Origin of the sequence: Variovorax sp. OAS795, assembly GCF_040546685.1 — a bacterium.
Lineage (GTDB): Bacteria > Pseudomonadota > Gammaproteobacteria > Burkholderiales > Burkholderiaceae_C > Variovorax.
The window spans coordinates 5,182,560-5,201,513 of the sequence record NZ_JBEPOH010000001.1 but is presented as its reverse complement, the minus strand read 5'-3'; the positions used below and the strand labels follow the sequence as shown (position 1 = coordinate 5,201,513).

The window sequence follows — 18,954 nt, the reverse complement described above, 5'->3', positions numbered from 1 at the left end:
GTGACGCGGCTCAGCCCACCACCACTTCGCTGATCTGCATCACGGGTGCGAGGTCGGTGTAGTTCTTGATGTCGCCGAGGATTTCCTTGGCATGCGGGCCGAACGCGCTTTGAAACGCCTCGACCGAGTCGCAGAACACGTGGCACATGCCGACGTAGGTCGGCGGGGTTCCGGGCGCGCCGCCGGCCAGCCCCTTGTCGATGGTGTAGGACTTGCAGGCGTCGCCCATGCGCGCCTTCAACAGCGGCATGTGCGTGTCGCGGTAGTAGTCGTGGTCGAACCGTGCGCCTTCGGTGTAGGGGTACATCACGCTGACTTTGATCATGCTTCGGTCTCCTGGTGTGTGTGTTCTTGGATGCTGGCGCACGAGCATAGAAGAAGGAACAGAGAGCGACAAGCCGTGGGCCGGGCCGCGGCCCTAATAAGATTCGATTCATGAAAATCATCGTCTCCCTCACCGACAACCGCCCCGAACCGTGGATCGAAGGCCTCAGGGCCGAACTGCCCGATGCGCAGGTCGAGGCCTGGCAGCCCGGGGCGGCCCAGGCCGACCATGCGGTCGTGTGGGTGCCGCCCCAGCAGCTGCTCGACGAGCAGCCCGGCCTGCGCGGCGTCTTCAACATCGGCGCCGGCGTCGATGCGCTGCTCAAGCTGAAGATGCCGGCGCACGCGCGCATCGTGCGGCTCGACGATGCCGGCATGTCGGTGCAGATGGCGGAATATGTGTGCCACGCATTGATCCGCCACTTTCGCGAATTCGACGCCTACGAGGCCGATGCGCGCGAGGGCCGCTGGAGCTATCGCAAGCCGAAGCTGCGGCGCGACTTTCCCGTCGGCATCATGGGGCTGGGCGTGCTCGGCGAACGCGTGGCCGGGGCGGTGGCGCAGTTCGAGTTTCCGGTGCTGGGCTGGAGCCGCTCGCCCAAGGCCATCGATGGCGTGAAGGTGTTCAGCGGCGAGGCGCAGTTCGACGAGTTTCTATCGTCCACGCGCGTGCTGGTCAACCTGCTGCCGCTGACCGAGGCCACGCGCGGCATCCTCAACCGCGATACGCTCGGCAAGCTCAAGCCAGGGGGCTACCTCATCAGCATCGCGCGCGGCGCCCACCTGGTCGAAGACGACCTGATCCCGATGCTCGATGCCGGACAGCTCGCGGGCGCCACGCTCGATGTCTTTCATGTAGAGCCGCTGCCTGCCGATCACCCGTTCTGGCGCCACCCCCGCATCGTTGTCACGCCGCATGCCTCGGCGCGCACGCTGCGGGAAGAATCGATTGCGCAGATCGCCGGCAAGATCCGCGCGATGGAACAGGGCCTGCCCGTGAGCGGTGTCGTCGATCCAGCCAGGGGCTACTGACGAACATCCGTCGCGCCGGTGAAAAACACCGGGTCCCCCGATGTCTTGGCCGGCGCGCGAAAATCGCGCACCGGTCTCATTCCCTCAGTCCCACTCCATAGAACGAGGCAAGTGCCATGAAGCTTCCCATCCAGGTCAAGATCGTCGACGTCGGCCCGCGCGACGGGCTGCAGAATGAAAAGCAGCCGGTGTCGGCCGAAGTCAAGATCGGCCTCGTGCACCGGCTGCAGGACGCCGGCCTCAAAGAGATCGAGGTCACCAGTTTCGTGTCGCCCAAGTGGGTGCCGCAGATGGCCGACAACGCCGAGGTGATGCACGGCATCCGCCGCGAGCCCGGCGTGCGCTACTCGGTGCTCACGCCCAACATGAAGGGCTTCGAGGCCGCCATTGCCGCGCCCCGCGAGGAATGGCCCGACGAGATCGTGGTGTTCGGCGCCGCGAGCGAGGCCTTCAGCCAGAAGAACATCAACTGCTCGATCGCCGAGAGCATCGAGCGCTTCGCGCCCGTGGTGGCGGCGGCGCGCGAGAAGGGCATCGCCGTGCGCGGCGCCATGTCGTGCACCGTGGGCTGTCCCTACGAAGGCGAGGTCGCCCCCGAACGCGTGGGCATGCTGGCGAAGCTGATGAAGGACATCGGCGTGCAGCGCGTCGACGTGGCCGACACCATCGGCGTGGGCACGCCGCGCAAGGTGCGGGCCGCCATCGAGGCCACGCTGGCGCACTTCGGCGTGGACCACATCTCTGGCCACTATCACGACACCTACGGCCAGGCGCTGGTCAACACCCTGGCCTCGCTGGAGCTCGGGGTCTGGAACTTCCAGTCGTCCTCCGCCGGCCTGGGCGGCTGCCCCTACGCCAAGGGCGCGACGGGCAACGTGGCGACCGAGGACGTGGTCTACATGCTGCACGGCATGGGCATCGAGACCGGCATCGATCTCGACAAGTTGATCGACGCGGGCGTGTACATCAGCGAGGCCTTGGGGCGCGAGCCGAACTCGCGGGCGTCGAAGGCGCTCCGCACCAAGCGGGCCGGCTGATGAGCGCCCGCCAAACACTGGGGGCCTTGTGATGTGCGGCGCTGAACTTCAAGCACTCCCCGAAGGCGTGCAGCGTGTTTCACGCATGCTGCAGGACGCCGGCCACCCCCATTCCCCGCGCATGCTCGACGACGCCTGCCGCACCGCGCAGCAGGCGGCCGACGCGCTCGGCATCTTGGTCGGGCAGATCGCCAAGAGCATCATCTTCCGGCGCAAGAGCGACGACGCGGCGGTGCTGGTCATCACCTCGGGCGACAAGCGCGTCGACGAAAAAAAGGTCGATGCGCTGGTCGGCAAGACCGGCCGCGCCGACGCCGAATTCGTCAAGGCGCGCACCGGCTTCACCATCGGCGGCGTGTCGCCGGTGGCGCATGCCACGCCGCCGGTGGTGCTGATCGACCGCGAGCTGTTCCGCTTCGAAGAGATCTGGGCCGCCGCGGGCCATCCGCATGCGGTGTTCCAGCTGCGTCCGCAAGACCTCGAGAAGCTCACCGGCGCGCCCGTGGCGGACGTGGTGTGAATTTCGACGACGCGCAAACGCTGGCCGAACGGGCCGCTGCCGTGCAGCGCGCGGCCGGTGACGCCGTGCCTTCGCCCTGCACCTCGGTCTGCCGCATGGACCGGCTGAGCGGCTTCTGCGAAGGATGCCTGCGCACCATCCCCGAGATCGCGGGCTGGAGCAAGATGGAAGACGAGGCGCGGCGCGGCGTGTGGCACGCGATAGAGTTGCGCGCACGCGCCGGCATCTGGCGCATCCCCGAGGAATCAGGAGACACGCACGCATGAAGCACATCGACTTCTACCTGGACTTCATCTCGCCTTACGCGCACCTGGCCTTCGAGCACATTCCCGAGGCGCTCGAAGGCCTGAGCTACAGCGTGGCCTACAAACCCGTGCTGCTCGGCGCGATCCTCAAGCACCACGGCCAGCTCGGCCCGGCCGAGATCCCGGCCAAGCGCAGCTGGACCTACCGGCATGTGCTGTGGCTCGGCCATGCCAACGGCATCGAGATCGAGATGCCGGCCTCCCACCCCTACAACCCGCTTCCGCACCTGCGGCTGGCGCTCGCGACCTCGGACGACGGCAGCATCAGCCGCCACGTGGCCGAGGCGATCTTCCGCCATGTGTGGCGCGGCGGCCAGGAAGCGGGCGATGCCACGCGCCTGGCTGCGCTCGCCACGCAGCTGGCGCCCAGGCGCGACATGAACGGGGACGAGAACAAGGCGCTGCTCAAGCGCAATACCGACGAGGCGCTGCAGCTCGGCGTCTTCGGAACCCCGGCCTGCGTGGTCGACGGCCGTCTGTTCTGGGGCTTCGACGGCCTGGCGATGCTGCGCGGCTATCTCGGCGGCGATGCGTGGTTCGAGGGGCCGCAATGGGCCGGCGCGGACCAGCGGCCGTCCATGCTGCGAAGCAGCAAAAACGGATGAACCCGCCGATTTCTTACAAGCTGAAACGAGTCCCGCGGGTTTCACCTTAATTCGTAAGCGTCGGTTCAGTTTCGCGAAAGGCTCGGGTCAGTCGCGGCTCCAAGAATGCGTCACGGTCCCGAATGCCGGGGCCGAACGAACGCATACACAGGAGACGACGCATATGGCAGCAACACTGGATTCGAGGGGGATGCCGCACCCGGCCCCCCGGCCCATGTCCGCGGAGGAAAAGAAGGTCATCTTCGCTTCCTCCCTTGGCACGGTGTTCGAGTGGTACGACTTCTACCTCTACGGATCGCTCGCCGCGATCATCGCGAAACAGTTCTTCAGCGGCCTCGATGCGGGCGCCGCTTTCATCTTCGCGCTCTTGGCATTTGCCGCCGGCTTCCTGGTGCGGCCGTTCGGCGCCATCGTGTTCGGCCGGCTCGGCGACATGATCGGGCGCAAGTACACCTTCCTGGTCACGATCCTGATCATGGGCCTGTCGACCTTCATCGTCGGCCTGTTGCCGAGCTACGCCACCATCGGCGTCGCGGCGCCGGTGATCCTGATCGCATTGCGCATGCTGCAGGGCCTCGCGCTCGGCGGCGAGTACGGCGGTGCCGCCACCTACGTGGCCGAGCATTCGCCGCACGGCAAGCGCGGCGCCTACACCTCGTGGATCCAGACCACTGCCACGCTCGGGCTGTTCCTGAGCCTGCTGGTGATCCTGGGCGTGCGCACCTGGCTCGGCGAACAGGCGTTCGGCGAGTGGGGCTGGCGCGTGCCGTTCCTTGTTTCCATCGCGCTTCTCGGCATCTCGGTGTGGATCCGCCTGTCGCTGAGCGAATCGCCCGCATTCCAGAAGATGAAGGCCGAGGGCAAGACCTCGAAGGCGCCGCTGTCCGAGTCGTTCGGCGAGTGGAAGAACCTGAAGATCGTGATCCTGGCGCTGGTCGGCCTCACGGCAGGCCAGGCCGTGGTCTGGTATTCGGGCCAGTTCTACGCGCTGTTCTTCCTGACGCAACAGCTCAAGGTCGATGCGACCACCGCCAACCTGATGATCGCCGCGGCGCTCCTGCTCGGCACGCCGTTCTTCGTGGTCTTCGGCACGCTGTCCGACAAGATCGGCCGCAAGCCGATCATCATGGCCGGCTGCCTGCTGGCCGTGGTCACCTACTTCCCGGTCTTCAAGATGCTGACCGAGGCCGCCAACCCCGACCTGGCCAAGGCGCAGGCCACGGCCGGCGTCACGGTGACGGCGGACCCGGCCACCTGCTCGTTCCAGGGCAACCCCGTGGCCCGCGAGATCGACTTCCGCAGCTCGTGCGACATCGCCAAGCGCTACCTCGTGCAGAACTCGGTGAGCTATGAGAACGTGGCCGGCGCGCCCGGTTCGAAGGCCGTCGTGAAGATCGGCACCAAGGCAATCGAGGCACCGGTCGGCAATGTCGTGAACCTCAAGTTCGACGAAAACTCCGCCAAGGAAATCGCCGCCTTCAAGAAGGGCGTGGCCGAAGACCTGAAGGTTGCAGGCTATCCGCCCAAGGCCGACCCGGCGAAGATCAACAAGGTGCTGACGATTCTCCTGCTGTTCTGGCTGGTGCTGCTGGTGACCATGGTCTACGGCCCGATCGCGGCCATGCTGGTCGAGCTCTTCCCGACGCGCATCCGCTACACGTCGATGAGCCTGCCGTACCACATCGGCAACGGCTGGTTCGGCGGCCTGCTGCCGACCACCGCCTTCGCCATCGTGGCCTCGACCGGCAACATGTACAACGGCCTCTGGTACCCGATCATCATCGCCGGCATCACGCTGGTGGTGGGTACGCTGTTCATCCGCGAGACCAAGGACGTCGACATCTACGCGAACGACTGATCGAAGGCCTGGAGGAGGCGGCGGGAGCCGCTCCTCCGTTCAACAAAGGGGCTTCATGCCGTCCGGCATGAGGCCCTTTTCTTGAACTCTCGCATCCTCACATCTTCAGGAGACATACCCCATGTGGAAACTCGTTGTCGGCTTCATCGTCTTCGCCGCCGTTGCTCTTTTCGTCATCTCCAAGGGCGGAGACAAGATCGACATGTCGGGCGAGAAGCACGGCGTCGACGCGGCGCACGAGCCAGCGCCGGCCGCCGCGCCCAAGTAAGCGGGCCAAGCGCAGCGCAGCGCGGCAGCGCTAGCGCTTGAAGCGGCCGTCGCTGATGATCGCCAGGTCGGCGAAATCGATGCCCGAATGGTCCTGCGGCGAATAGCTCACCTCCAGGCCGCCGAGATCGTAGGCGCGCATGCTGTCCAGCGCCGCAAGCACCTTGGCGCGCGTGGGCCGGGGTCCGGCGCGGCGCAGCGCCTCCACCAGCACCTTGGCCGCGGCAAAGCCCTCGAGGGCGGCCGGTGAGAGTTCAGCCTGGCCCTTGGCCTGTGCCAGCGCCAGCGCCTCCTTCACCATCGGGTAGCTGATGGAGCGCTCGTTCGGGAACACCTGCGTCACGATCACGCCCTTGCTCGCTTCACCCAGCTGCTTGATGAAGCCCGACGAGGCATTGTTCGACAAGGTGACGACCTGTGCGAACGAACCCGAGGCACGCAGCGCCTTGATGCCCTCGACCACCGCCGTGCCCGAGCCGATCCACAGCACCGCCTGGGCATTGGCCTCCTTGATGGTCGGCACGATGGCCTTGTAGTCGGGCTTTTCGCGGTCGGCGGGCACGGTGACCACGGGTTTGGCCTGTGCCTTGGCGAAGCCGGTCATGGCTCCTTCGAGCGCGTCCTGGCCGAAGGAGTCGGTCACGTACACCACCGCGATGCGCGCGATCCCGGTGGTCAGCAGGTGCTGGACCGCCTTCTCGGCTTCGCGCTGGTAGGTGGCGCGCACGTTGAACACATGCTTTTGCACCGGCTTGTGCAGCGCCATGGCGCCGGTCGAGGGGCCGACCAGGGCCACGTCGTACTTGTCCAGCCAGGGAATGATGGCTTGCGAGTGCGGCGTGCCGCGGCTCATGAAGAGCGCCGCCACCTTCTTGTCTTCGATCAGCACGCGGGCGTTCTCGCTCGCGCGCTTGACGTCGAAGCCGTCGTCCATGCGCAGCACTTCGATCTTTTCGCCGTGGATGCCGCCTTGCGCGTTCACGGCGTCGATCACCAGCTGGGAGCCGGCGATGGTTTCATTGACGCCCGCGGCCACCGAGCCGGTGATGCCGGCCGTCTGGCCGATGAGGATCTGGGCCGGCGCGGCCGTGGCGGCGAGCGACAGCAGGGCGGCGCAAAGCACGTGCAGCTTTTTCATGAATGACTTCCGGAGATCAGGGATTGGATGTATGCAAAGGTGCTATTTGTTACATAAAGTGTCTGGAGCCGAATCCGTACAAACCCCTGCGATGCCGCAGACCATGTGAAGCACTGCACGATTGCGTCACCAAGCTCTCCCTAGAATGTTTGCCCCACCCCCCAAGGCACTCATGACACAGGGCTCCATCCGGATTCGCGGCGCGCGCCAGCACAACCTCCAGAACCTCGACCTCGACATCCGCACCGGCGAGATGACGGTGGTCACCGGGCCCAGCGGCTCGGGCAAATCGAGCCTCGTGTTCGACACCCTGTACGCCGAAGGCCAGCGGCGCTACGTGGAGACCTTCTCCGCCTATGCGCGCCAGTTCCTGGACCGCATGGACAAGCCCGCCGTGGACAAGGTGGAGGGCGTGCCGCCCGCCATCGCCATCGACCAGACCAACCCGGTGCGCTCCTCGCGCTCCACGGTCGGCACCATGACCGAGCTGAACGACCACCTGAAGCTGCTCTACGCACGCGCGGCCCAGCTGTTCGATCGCGAGACCGCGCTGCTGGTGCGCCACGATTCGCCCGACAGCATCTATGCGCAGATTGCCGAGCGGGCGGCTGCAGCGGGCGATCCGCGGCTGGTGGTGACCTTTCCTGTCGAACTGCCGGCGGGAACCTCGGCGGAAGAAGTCACGCAGTGGCTGTCGGCCAGCGGCTTCACGCGGGTGCAGTCGGAGCGCGAAGTCGCCACGCCCACGGGGCCGCGCAAGGTGCTCGACGTGGTGGCCGACCGTTTCCGCATCTCGAGCGCCGAGCGTTCGCGCGTGGTCGAAGCCATCGAGGTCGCCTTGAAGCGGGGCAGTGGTCGCGTCACCGTGCACGCCACTGGCGCCGAGGAAAACGCGTCGACCGACGTGTGGAAGTTCTCCACCGGCCTGCACTGCCCCGAGAGCGACATCCGCTACATCGACCCGATCCCGTCGATGTTCTCGTTCAACTCGGCCGTCGGCGCCTGCGACACCTGCCGCGGCTTCGGCCGCGTGATCGGCGTCGACCTGGGGCTGGTGATTCCGAACGACAAGCTCACCTTGCGCGCCGGCGCGATCAAGACCATCCAGACGCCGGCGTGGAAGGAGGCGCAGGACGACCTCATGCGCCACGCCGAAGCGGCAGGCATCCCGCGCGACACGCCGTGGAACAAGCTCACCGACGAGCAGAAGCACTGGGTGATCGAGGGCACGCCCAACTACAAGGAGGGCAACTGGAACAAGCAGTGGTACGGGGTGCGCCGCTTCTTCGGCTACCTGGAGAGCAAGGCCTACAAGATGCACATCCGCGTGCTGCTGTCCAAGTACCGCAGCTACACGCCTTGCCCGGTCTGCAGCGGTGCGCGCCTGAAGCTCGACAGCCTGCTCTGGCGCATCGGCAGCAAGGAAGACGCCGACGCGGTGCTCGATCCCGCCAAGCGCTTCATGCCGACCGGTGTGAAGTGGACGCGCGCGCAGCTCGAAGCGCTGCCCGGGCTCTGCCTGCACGACCTGATGCTGCTGCCGATCGAGCGGCTGCGCAGGTTCTTTGACCGTATGACTCCCTCCCCCTCTGGGGGAGGGCAGGGGTGGGGGCAAGCGGCCTCCGTAAAAGCTGTGGCGGTGGCGGAGGCCGCGAGCCCCCATCCCCACCTTCCCCCAGAGGGGGAAGGAGCAAGAAGCGGGGAAGCGCAGGCTCTCAAGCTCCTCTTCGAAGAAATCACCACCCGCCTGCGCTATCTGCACGACGTCGGCATCGGCTACCTCACGCTCGACCGCCAGAGCCGCACGCTTTCGGGCGGCGAGGTGCAGCGCATCAACCTCACGACGGCGCTCGGCACCTCGCTGGTCAACACGCTGTTCGTGCTCGACGAGCCCAGCATTGGGCTGCACCCGCGCGACATGAACCGCATCACCGAGGCCATGCTGCGGCTGCGCGATGCGGGCAACACGCTGGTGGTGGTCGAGCACGATCCGGCCGTGATGCTCGCGGCCGACCGGGTGATCGACATGGGCCCCGGTCCCGGAATCCGCGGCGGCCAGATCGTCTTCGATGGCACCACCGACCAGCTGCGCGATGCCGACACGCTGACCGGCCAATACCTCGGCGGCCGAAAGAAGATCGGCATGGGTTTCAAGCGGCTCGTGAGCGAGAACACGCACCGGCTCATCCTGGAGGGCGTGCGCGAGCACAACCTGCGCAACATCACGGTCGACTTTCCGCTCGCGCGCCTGGTGTGCGTGACCGGCGTGAGCGGCTCGGGCAAGTCGACGCTGATCCAGGACGTGCTGGCGCCCGCGCTCATGCGCCACTTCGGCAAGGCCACCGAGACGCCGGGCGCACACGACCGCATGCTGGGTGCCGATCACCTCGGCGACGTGGTCTTCGTCGACCAGTCGCCCATCGGCAAGACCGCGCGTTCCAACCCCGCGAGCTATGTGGGGGCATGGGACGCGATCCGCGAGATCTTCGCCACCGCGGCGCTGTCGCGCCAGCGCGGCTACACCGCGAGCAAGTTCAGCTTCAACTCGGGCGACGGACGCTGCCCGACCTGCGGCGGCTCGGGCTTCGAGCACGTGGAGATGCAGTTCCTCTCGGATGTGTACCTGCGCTGCCCCGATTGCGACGGCAAGCGCTACCGGCCCGAAATCCTCGAAGTGAGGGTCGAGCGCAAGGGCAAGGGCTACAACGTGGCCGACGTGCTCGACCTCACCGTGGCCGAGGCGGCTGCGGTGTTCGAGGCCGACCGCGATGTGCTGCGCGTGCTGCAGCCCATTTCCGACGTGGGGCTCGACTACGTGAAGCTCGGCCAGCCGGTACCCACCCTGAGCGGCGGCGAGGCCCAGCGCCTCAAGCTCGCGGGCTTCCTGGCAGAAGCCGCCAAGAGCGCGACGGCAAGCAGGCAGTCGGTGGCGCGCAAGGGCACGCTGTTCCTGTTCGACGAGCCGACCACCGGGCTGCACTTCGACGACATCGCACGCCTGATGCGCGCGCTGCGCAAGCTGCTCGAAGCGGGCCATTCGCTGATCGTGATCGAGCACAACCTCGACGTGATCCGCGCCAGCGACTGGTGCATCGACCTCGGACCCGAAGGCGGCGAGGGCGGCGGCATGGTGGTGGCCGAAGGCACGCCCGAGCAGCTGCGCGAGAACCGCGCCTCGCTCACCGGCGCGGCGCTGGCCGACTACGAGCTGGCCATCGGGCCCGAGGCCTACAAGGTGGCCGAGCGCGCGGCGCGGCGCTACATTGCCAACGCCAAGACCGCGCCTGGCGGCAACGCGATCGAGATCGTGAATGCGCGCGAGCACAACCTGAAGAATCTCAGCGTGAACATCCCGCGCGGCAAGTTCAGCGTGGTGACGGGCGTCAGCGGGTCGGGCAAGTCGACGCTGGCCTTCGACATCCTGTTCAACGAGGGACAGCGCCGCTACCTCGAATCGCTCAACGCCTATGCCCGCAGCATCGTGCAGCCCGCGGGCCGGCCCGAGGTCGATGCGGTGTACGGCATTCCGCCCACCGTGGCCATCGAGCAGCGCCTGTCGCGCGGCGGCCGCAAGAGCACGGTGGGCACCACCACCGAGGTGTGGCACTTCCTGCGGCTCCTGTACGTGAAGCTGGGCATCCAGCATTGCACGCACGACGGCGCGGCCGTCCAGCCGCAGACGCCCGACAGCATCGCGGCGCAGCTGATGCGCAACTTCAAGGGCCAGCACATCGGCCTGCTCGCGCCGCTGGTGAGCAACCGCAAGGGCGTCTACACCGAGCTGGCCGACTGGGCGCGGCCGCGCGGCTTCACGCACCTGCGCGTGGACGGCGAGTTCTTGCCGACCACGGGATTCCCGCGCCTGGACCGCTTCAAGGAACACAGCATCGAGTTGCCGGTCGCCAGCCTCGACGTGCTGCCTTCGGAGGAAACCCCACTTCGCGAGGCGCTGACCAAGGCGCTCGAACATGGCAAGGGCGTGGTGCACGTGCTGAGCCAGCTCGACGGCCTCAAGGCCGCGATGATGGCGGGCGTGTCGGCGCACGGCATCGGCCGCGTGAACGTGTTCTCCACGCTGCGCGCCTGCCCGGTCTGCAGCACCAGCTACGCCGAACTCGACCCGCGCCTGTTCAGCTACAACAGCAAGCACGGCTGGTGTCCCGACTGCGTGGGCACGGGCGTCAAGCTCAGCAAGGACCAGCGCAAAGTCTTCGACGACTCGATCCGCGACGATGACAGCAAGGGCCGCGAGCAGACCTTTGCGGAGCCCGAGGTCGAAGACCTGGCCGACGTGGCCTGCCCCACCTGCGAAGGCACGCGGCTCAATGCCACGGCGCGCGCGGTGAGCTTCGGCGCCTCGCGGGCCGACGGCCTCGGCGGCATCGGCATCACCGAGCTCGCGCGCATGAGCGTGACCGAGGTGCGGCAGTGGTTCGAAGGGCTGGCGCTCACCGGGCGCGAAGCCGAGATCGCGCGCGACCTGGTGCCGGAGATCAAGAGCCGGCTCGAATTTCTCGAAGAGGTGGGCCTCGGCTACCTCACGCTGGACCGCGGCGCGCCGACGCTGAGCGGCGGCGAGGCGCAGCGCATCCGCCTGGCCGCGCAGCTCGGCAGCAACCTGCAGGGCGTGTGCTACGTGCTCGACGAGCCGACCATCGGCCTGCATGCGCGCGACAACCAGATCCTGCTCGACGCGCTGCACAAGCTCGGCGACAAGGGCAACACGCTGGTGGTGGTGGAGCACGACGAGGACACCATCCGCCGCGCCGACCACATCATCGACATCGGTCCCAGCGCCGGCAAGCGGGGCGGGCGCCTCGTGGCCGAAGGCTCGGTGGCCGACATCCAGGCGGCGGGCGATTCGCAGACCGGCCGCTACCTGCGCGATGCGATCAGGCACCCGCTGCAGGCGCGCCGCCTGATTCCTTCGCCCGACCCCCAGGCGGAAGACAGCGGCAACTGGCTCACCGTGCATGGCGCCGACCTGCACAACCTGCAGGGCGTGACCGCCACGCTGCCGCTGCACCGCCTGGTGGTGGTCACCGGCGTGAGCGGCTCGGGCAAGTCGACGCTCGCGCGCGACGTGCTGCTGGCCAGCGTGCAGGCGGTCGTGATCCAGCGCATGACCAAGGCCGGCCGCGACGCCGACGCCGCGGGCAAGCGCCCGGCGTGGTCGGGTTGCGCGCGGGTCGAGGGCTACGAAACCATCGACCGCGTGCTCGAAGTCGACCAGACCCCCATCGGCAAGACGCCGCGCAGCTGCCCCGCCACCTACATCGGCTTCTGGGACACCATCCGCAAGCTGTTTGCCGACACGCTCGAAGCCAAGGCGCGCGGCTATGGCCCGGCGCGCTTCAGCTTCAACACCGGCGAAGGGCGCTGCGCGGGCTGCGACGGCGCCGGCGTGCGCACCATCGAGATGAGCTTCCTGCCCGACGTGAAGGTGCCCTGCGAGGTGTGCCACGGCGCGCGCTTCAATCCCGAGACGCTGGCCGTGAGCTGGCGCGGCAAGAGCATCGGCGAGGTGCTGCAGATGGAGGTGGACGAGGCGGTGGAATTCTTTGCCGCCATGCCCAACATCAGCCATCCGCTGCAATTGCTCAAGGACGTGGGCCTGGGCTACCTCACGCTGGGCCAGCCATCGCCCACCCTGTCGGGCGGCGAGGCGCAGCGCATCAAGCTGGTGACCGAGCTCAGCAAGGTGCGCGACGACATCACGCGCCGCGGCCAGAAGGCGCCGCACACGCTCTACGTGCTCGACGAGCCGACCGTGGGCCTGCACATGGCCGACGTCGAGAAGCTGATCCACGTGCTGCACCGGCTCGTGAACGGCGGCCACAGCGTGGTGGTGATCGAGCACGACCTGGACCTGATCGCCGAGGCCGACTGGATCATCGACCTGGGCCCCGAAGGCGGCAATGCCGGCGGGCGCATCGTCGCGGCGGCGCCGCCAGAGGAGGTGGTACGCCTGGGGACGCACACGGGCGTCGCCCTGGCGCCGGTACTGGCACGTTGATGCAGGCAGGCGCACAATGGCCCGGACCCCTGGCGCAGGCGCATCCTGGATCAGCCATGGTGGAGTGAATGGACCGATGAAGGGGTGAGCGCCGTGCCGGGCTACGCAAGGAGCCATGTCATGACCCGCTTCATCGATGTTCACAGCCTGGTTCGCCTGGTGGACGAAACCGGCGTTCCGGAATTCCTCAAGGCCCTGGCCGATGCGCTGCGCGACGATTTCATGCGCTGGCGCGAGTTCGACAAGAAAGCGCGCGTGGCCAGCCACTCGCATCTTGGCGTGATCGAGCTCATGCCGGTGGCCGACGATGGCGCCTATGCCTTCAAGTACGTCAACGGGCATCCGCACAACACCGACGTCGGGCTGCCGACCGTCATGGCCTTCGGCGTGCTGGCCGAGGTCGACACGGGGTACCCCGTGCTGCTGTCGGAGCTCACGCTCACCACCGCGCTGCGCACCGCCGCCACCTCGGCCATGGCGGCGCAGGCCCTGGCACGCCCGGGTTCGCGCAGCCTGGCGCTGATCGGCAACGGGTCGCAGAGCGAGTTCCAGGCCCTGGCGTTCCATGCGCTGCTGGGCATCGAGGAGGTGCGCGTGTTCGACATCGACCCGCGCGCCACCGACAAGCTGGTGCGCCATCTTTCCGCCTGCACGCCGCTCGACGTGGTGCGCGCATCCTCGATCGCCGAGGCGGTGCGCGGTGCGGACATCGTCACCACCGTCACGGCGCACCAGGGCCATGCCACGGTGCTTGCGCCCGGGATGATCGAGCCGGGCATGCACATCAATGCCGTGGGCGGCGATTCGCCCGGCAAGACCGAGCTGCACCCCGACGTGCTGCGCCTGGCGCGCGTGTTCGTGGAGTACGAGCCGCAGACCCGCGTCGAGGGTGAGATCCAACAGCTGCCGGCTGGTTTTCCGGTGCACGAGCTCTGGGAAGTGCTGCTCGGCAAGGTGCCCGGACGCGAGAGCGCGGACCAGGTCACCGTGTTCGATTCGGTCGGCTTCGCGCTGGAGGACTACACGGCGCTGCGCTACATCCACCAGCTCGCCATCGAGCGCGGCATCGGCCAGCAGATTGCGCTCGTGCCCGAGCTGGACGACCCGAAGGACCTGTTCGGCCTGACCGCCTCCGGCCGGCGCCGGGCGGTGCTGCGGCGTGCGGCATGATGACGGCATGCTCACCATCTACAACGACCGGCACGCATTGCACCAGGGCAAAGTCGAGATGTTCCGCGGCGAACTGGTGCCGTGCTTCGAGGTGCCCGCGCGCGTCGACCATGTGAAGCTCGAGTTGGAGCGCCGCGGCCTCGGTCCGGTGCAGTCGCCCGATGCCTTCGAAGAGGCGCTGCTGGCCAGGGTGCATGCACCGCGCTACCTGGACTTCATCGCGCACGCGTGGAACGAATGGGTCGCACTCGATCCGGCCAACGTGTCGCGCGACGCGCTGCCTTCGTACTGGCCCGTGCGCGGCATGCGCACCGATGTGCTGCCCCGAAGCTTTCCCGCACGCATGGGCCTGTTCGCGTTCGACGCGGGCACGCCGCTGATGGCCGGCAGCTGGGCCGCGGCGCGCCACGGCGCGGCCTGTGCGTGGACCGCGGCGCAGCGCGTCATCGGCGGCGAGCGCGCGGCCTTTGCGCTCACGCGGCCGCCCGGGCACCATGCAGGCGCCGACTTTTTCGGCGGCTATTGCTTCATCAACAACGCTGCGGTGGCCGCACAGGCGCTGCGCGATGCGGGGGTGGAACGGGTGGCGGTGCTCGACGTGGACTACCACCACGGCAACGGCACCCAGGCCATCTTCTACGAGCGCAGCGATGTGCACTTTGCGAGCCTGCATGGGGACCCGATGACCGACTACCCGTACTACCTCGGCCATGCCGACGAGCGCGGCGCGGGGGCCGGGCTCGGCTTCAATCACAACCTGCCGTTGGCGCGCGGCACCGACTTTGCAGCGTGGCGCGCGGCGCTGGAGGCGGCGCTCGGCGGCATCGCCGCGGTGGGCGCGGGGGCGCTGGTCGTATCGCTCGGCGTCGACACTTTCGAAGGCGACCCGGTCGCGGGCTTCCGCCTCCAGAGCGGCGACTACCTGCGCATGGGCGAAGACCTGGCGCGCGCCGGCCTGCCCACGGTCTTCGTGTTCGAGGGCGGCTACGCGGTGGCCGAGGTGGGTGTCAACGCGGTCAATGTGCTGGAAGGTTTTCGATCGGTCGGCGGCTGAAGCGCAGATGAGCCGCACCGTGGAGCCGCCTGCGCGACACGAGTCGGGTGAGCACCGATTGCCTCGAGGGAAGGGCCAAGGCCCAATGCGCGTTTTCCCCCCCGTTTCTGGAGCCATCCATGTCCCGCCGATCCATTCTTTGTGCCGCCACGCTCGCCGCTTGCGGGCTCCTTTCGCCATTCGCGGCGCTCGCGCAGGCCTTTCCTTCGAAGCCGATCAAGCTGGTCATCGCTTTCCCCGCGGGCGGCCCCACCGACATCACGATGCGCCAGCTTGCCGACAACGCGAGCAAGATCATCGGCCAGCCCGTGATCGTCGACAACAAGCCCGGCGCCGGCGGCACGCTGCCGGCGCAGGCGCTGCAAACGTCGCAGCCCGACGGCTACACCATCGCTCAGATTCCGCTCGGCGTGTTCCGCCTCGGCTACACCACCAAGATCAACTGGGACCCGCTCAAGGACATCACCTACGTCATCAACGTGACGGGCTACGCCTTCGGCATCGTGGTGCCGGCCAGCAGTCCCTTCAAGACCTGGGCCGACTTCGTTGCCTATGCCAAGGCCAACCCCGGCAAGCTCACCTACGGCTCCACCGGCACGCTGACCAGCCCGCACCTGACGACCGAAATCATTGCCCAGAAGGCCGGCATCGAGTTGCAGCACGTGCCCTACAAGGGCAGTGCCGACCTGATGCTCGCGGTGGTCAGCGGCCAGCTCATGGCCGCCGCCGACAGCACCGGCTTCGCACCGCAGGTCGAGGCCGGCAAACTGCGCGTGCTGAACACCTGGGGCGAGAAGCGCCTGGCCAAGTTCCCCGATGCACCCACGCTGAAGGAACTGGGCTACGACACCGTGCAGAACTCGCCGTTCGGAATCGGCGCCCCCCGCGGTACGCCGCCCGAGGTGGTGAAGAAGCTGCACGACGCGTTCAAGCAGGCCATGGAAGAGCCGAGCTACGTGGCGTCGCTCGGCCGCTACGACATGCTGCCCAACTACATGAGCTCCGAAACCTACACCAGGTTTGCACAGGACACCTTCCTGCGCGAGAAGGCGCTGATCGAGAAGCTGGGGCTGGCGAAGCCGAACTGACGATGGAGGGCGCGCTGCCGGTCACCGCGGGATGCGGCTTGACAGGATGGCGCGCGCCGCTTCGGCAAAGCCCGCGCCGCGCTCGCCCTCGGTCACGTAGCGCGGCAGGTGCTCCAATTGGGGCACGAAGCGCGCCACGTTCGCCACGCCGATGCTGTGGGCGAAGCTGCGGAACATCAGCTGGTCGTTGGTGGAGTCGCCCACGTAGGCCCAGCGGTCGATCTCGGCGTCGAGCCTGCGGCCCCAGAGCTCTCGCACGATCCAGCGCGCACCCTCGAGCTTGTCGTTGTCGCCGTACCAGCCGTTGATGTGGATGCTGCTCACGGTGGCGTGCATGCCTTCGCTGCGCATCAGCGCGACGACGCTTGCGATGGTGTCTTCGCTCAACCGGGTGAACTCGCTGTGGTCGATGGCGATGTCGGTCTCCCGGCCCGGCGAGTCGGTGGCGCGCCGCGCGCCCGGAATCTCTCGCTCGATGCGCGCCAGCACCTGCTGCATCCGGTTGAAATTGGCGGCGCGTGTCGCCGCATCCTGCTGGTAGCGCTTCTGCAGCGTGCCGCCGGGCAGCGGCAGCAGGGCGACGGCACCGTTCTCCGCGACGATCGAATCCACCGGCCAGGCAGTGACGAAGGGCACGCTCCAACCCACGGGGCGGCCGGTGATCGCCACGACGTGAAGGCCGGCGGCCTTCAGGTGGGCGAGGGCGTCCAGCGCATCGGGGGTGATGGCGCCTTCGGTGGTGAGCGTGTCGTCGATGTCGGTGAAGACGCCGATGAGATTGTTGCGCGCAGTCGCCGCCCATTGCGGCAGCGGCAGCAGATGGGTGGGCGACGAGGGCAGCGGATCCGGCTGGCGCATGCCTCGCTCAGCCGGCACTCTGCAGCGCCAACCCCGCGTGCTCGCGCAGCGGATGGAAATGGATCTTCGGAAAGCGCTCCTGCGCCAGACGCACGTCGTAGGGCGAAGTGCACAGGAAGGCGAGCGTGTCGGCCGCGTCCTTGGCCATGCGCTGCGGGTAGGCGTTGACGAACTCGCGCAGCTCGGCCGGCGAATCGGCCGTGATCCATCGTGCGCCGGTGTACTGGCAGGCTTCGAGCCCGCACATCGGCGTCGTACTCGGCCTTCAGCCGGTGCTGGACCACTTCGAACTGCAGCTGCCCCACGGCGCCCAGCAACATGGGCCCGCCGATCTCGGGGCGGAACACCTGGATCGCGCCTTCCTCGCCAAGCTGCGCGAGGCCTTGCTGCAGTTGCTTGGTGCGCAGCGGGTTCTTCAGGATCACGGTCATGAAAAGCTCGGGCGCGAAGAAGGGCAGGCCGGTGAACTGCAGGCTCGCACCGTCGGTGATGGTGTCGCCGAGCTGCACGCCGCCATGCGTGGTGAAGCCCACGATGTCGCCCGCATAGGCCTCTTCGACCGCCTCGCGGCGCTGGCTCATGAAGGTGACCACGCTGGTGGGCCGCAGCTCCTTGGAGGTGCGCTGCACCTTGAGCTTCATGCCCGGCGTGTACTTGCCCGAGGCCATGCGCACGAAGGCGATGCGGTCGCGGTGGTTGGCGTCCATGTTGGCCTGCACCTTGAAGACCACGCCCGCAAAATCCTTGTCCTCGGGCCGGATCTCCTTGACCACCGGCTGGCGGTTGACCATGGTGGTGCTGGTGCGCGACTGTGGCGAGGGCGCAAGGTCGACCAGCGCCTCGAGCACTTCCATCACGCCGAAGTTGTTCACGCCGGAGCCGAAGAACACCGGCGTCTGCTTGCCGGCCAGGAAAGCCTCGCGGTCCCAGGTGGGCGAGGCGCCGGTGGCCAGCTCCATGCTGTCCATGGCGGCGTCGAAATCGGCGCCGAAGCGTTGGGTGAGCGTGTCGCGCCCGGTCAGCGGAATCGTCTCGAAGTCCTGCGGCAGCCGCTCGCTGCCCGACTCGAACACCGTCATCGCCTGGGTGCGCAGGTTCATGATGCCGCGGAAGCTCTTGCCCTGGCCCACGGGCCAGGTCATCGGCACGCAGGGCATGCCGAGCTCGCGCTCCACCTCGTCCAGGATGTCGAGCGGCTCGCGCACTTCGCGGTCCATCTTGTTGACGAAGGTGATGATGGGGCGTGTCGCGCTGCCGGCAGACCTCGATCAGCCGGCGCGTCTGCGCCTCGACACCGTTGGCCGCATCGATCACCATCAGCGCCGAGTCCACGGCGGTGAGAACGCGGTAGGTGTCTTCCGAGAAGTCCTTGTGGCCGGGCGTGTCGAGCAGGTTGATCACGTGGTCGCGGTACAGCATCTGCATGACGGACGAGGCCACCGAAATGCCGCGCTGCTTCTCGATCTCCATCCAGTCTGAGGTGGCATGGCGCGAGGCCTTGCGCGCCTTCACCGAGCCCGCGATCTGGATCGCGCCGGAGAAAAGCAGCAGCTTCTCGGTCAGCGTGGTCTTGCCGGCGTCAGGGTGGGAAATGATCGCGAAGGTGCGGCGGCGGCGGGTTTCGGCAAGAAAAGACAAGGTGGGCAATCTGCAGGGGAATGCCCGATTTTAGAAGGGCGGTC

Annotated in this window: 14 protein-coding genes and 1 pseudogene; 11 read left to right on the top strand and 4 right to left on the bottom strand. The window is 67.6% G+C overall.

Going from position 1 to position 18,954, the window contains the following annotated elements; genetic code table 11:
- Positions 1-10 precede the first annotated feature (10 nt).
- Positions 11-325 carry an EthD family reductase gene (locus ABID97_RS25110; protein ID WP_354401555.1) on the bottom strand — a complete coding sequence of 105 codons (315 nt, stop codon included), beginning with the start codon at positions 323-325 and terminating at the stop codon, positions 11-13.
- 110 nt (positions 326-435) lie between these two features.
- On the opposite strand from ABID97_RS25110, the gene ABID97_RS25105 reads away from it, so the two are divergent.
- From ABID97_RS25105 to ABID97_RS25075, 7 genes are all read left to right on the top strand, one after another.
- A complete protein-coding gene (locus ABID97_RS25105) occupies positions 436-1,356 on the top strand; it encodes a 2-hydroxyacid dehydrogenase (RefSeq protein ID WP_354401553.1) in 921 nt (306 codons plus the stop codon).
- A 116-nt stretch (positions 1,357-1,472) separates the two neighbouring features.
- Positions 1,473-2,393, top strand: a complete 921-nt coding sequence (locus tag ABID97_RS25100; RefSeq protein ID WP_354401551.1) for a hydroxymethylglutaryl-CoA lyase — start codon at positions 1,473-1,475, stop codon at positions 2,391-2,393.
- Positions 2,394-2,424: 31 nt separating this feature from the next.
- A complete protein-coding gene (locus ABID97_RS25095) occupies positions 2,425-2,913 on the top strand; it encodes a YbaK/EbsC family protein (RefSeq protein WP_354401549.1) in 489 nt (162 codons plus the stop codon).
- The gene (locus ABID97_RS25090; RefSeq protein WP_354401547.1) at positions 2,910-3,179 is read left to right on the top strand and encodes a DUF1289 domain-containing protein; all 270 of its coding nucleotides are present in this window, start codon (positions 2,910-2,912) and stop codon (positions 3,177-3,179) included. The genes ABID97_RS25095 and ABID97_RS25090 overlap by 4 nt, the downstream gene beginning before the upstream one ends.
- Complete coding sequence (locus ABID97_RS25085) at positions 3,176-3,823, top strand: 2-hydroxychromene-2-carboxylate isomerase (protein ID WP_354401545.1); 648 nt, start codon at positions 3,176-3,178, stop codon at positions 3,821-3,823. The genes ABID97_RS25090 and ABID97_RS25085 overlap by 4 nt, the downstream gene beginning before the upstream one ends.
- A 163-nt stretch (positions 3,824-3,986) precedes the next feature.
- Positions 3,987-5,681: an MFS transporter gene (locus tag ABID97_RS25080; RefSeq protein WP_354401544.1), complete on the top strand. Its 1,695-nt coding sequence runs from the start codon at positions 3,987-3,989 to the stop codon at positions 5,679-5,681.
- Positions 5,682-5,802: 121 nt separating this feature from the next.
- Positions 5,803-5,949, top strand: coding sequence for a hypothetical protein (locus tag ABID97_RS25075; protein ID WP_354401542.1), 147 nt, complete (start codon positions 5,803-5,805; stop codon positions 5,947-5,949).
- A 30-nt stretch (positions 5,950-5,979) separates the two neighbouring features.
- Here ABID97_RS25075 and ABID97_RS25070 read toward each other — a convergent pair whose 3' ends face one another.
- Positions 5,980-7,086 carry an ABC transporter substrate-binding protein gene (locus ABID97_RS25070; RefSeq protein WP_354401541.1) on the bottom strand — a complete coding sequence of 369 codons (1,107 nt, stop codon included), beginning with the start codon at positions 7,084-7,086 and terminating at the stop codon, positions 5,980-5,982.
- A 172-nt stretch (positions 7,087-7,258) separates the two neighbouring features.
- Between ABID97_RS25070 and uvrA the strand changes: the two genes are divergently transcribed.
- The 4 genes from uvrA (at position 7,259) to ABID97_RS25050 (ending at position 16,414) form a co-directional block, all read left to right on the top strand.
- Positions 7,259-13,102, top strand: coding sequence for an excinuclease ABC subunit UvrA (uvrA, locus tag ABID97_RS25065; protein ID WP_354401539.1), 5,844 nt, complete (start codon positions 7,259-7,261; stop codon positions 13,100-13,102).
- Positions 13,103-13,222: 120 nt separating this feature from the next.
- A complete protein-coding gene (gene ocd / locus ABID97_RS25060) occupies positions 13,223-14,272 on the top strand; it encodes an ornithine cyclodeaminase (RefSeq protein ID WP_354401538.1) in 1,050 nt (349 codons plus the stop codon).
- Between the two features lie 7 nt (positions 14,273-14,279).
- Positions 14,280-15,326 carry a histone deacetylase family protein gene (locus tag ABID97_RS25055; RefSeq protein ID WP_354401536.1) on the top strand — a complete coding sequence of 349 codons (1,047 nt, stop codon included), beginning with the start codon at positions 14,280-14,282 and terminating at the stop codon, positions 15,324-15,326.
- A 119-nt stretch (positions 15,327-15,445) separates the two neighbouring features.
- The gene (locus ABID97_RS25050; protein ID WP_354401534.1) at positions 15,446-16,414 is read left to right on the top strand and encodes a Bug family tripartite tricarboxylate transporter substrate binding protein; all 969 of its coding nucleotides are present in this window, start codon (positions 15,446-15,448) and stop codon (positions 16,412-16,414) included.
- A 21-nt stretch (positions 16,415-16,435) separates the two neighbouring features.
- Here the strand turns inward: ABID97_RS25050 and ABID97_RS25045 are convergent, their stop codons facing one another.
- Both ABID97_RS25045 and ABID97_RS25040 read right to left on the bottom strand, forming a co-directional pair.
- The gene (locus tag ABID97_RS25045) at positions 16,436-17,272 is read right to left on the bottom strand and encodes an HAD-IIB family hydrolase (RefSeq protein ID WP_354401532.1); all 837 of its coding nucleotides are present in this window, start codon (positions 17,270-17,272) and stop codon (positions 16,436-16,438) included.
- Between the two features lie 7 nt (positions 17,273-17,279).
- Positions 17,280-18,910 (bottom strand): annotated as a pseudogene (locus ABID97_RS25040) (peptide chain release factor 3).
- Positions 18,911-18,954 lie beyond the last annotated feature (44 nt).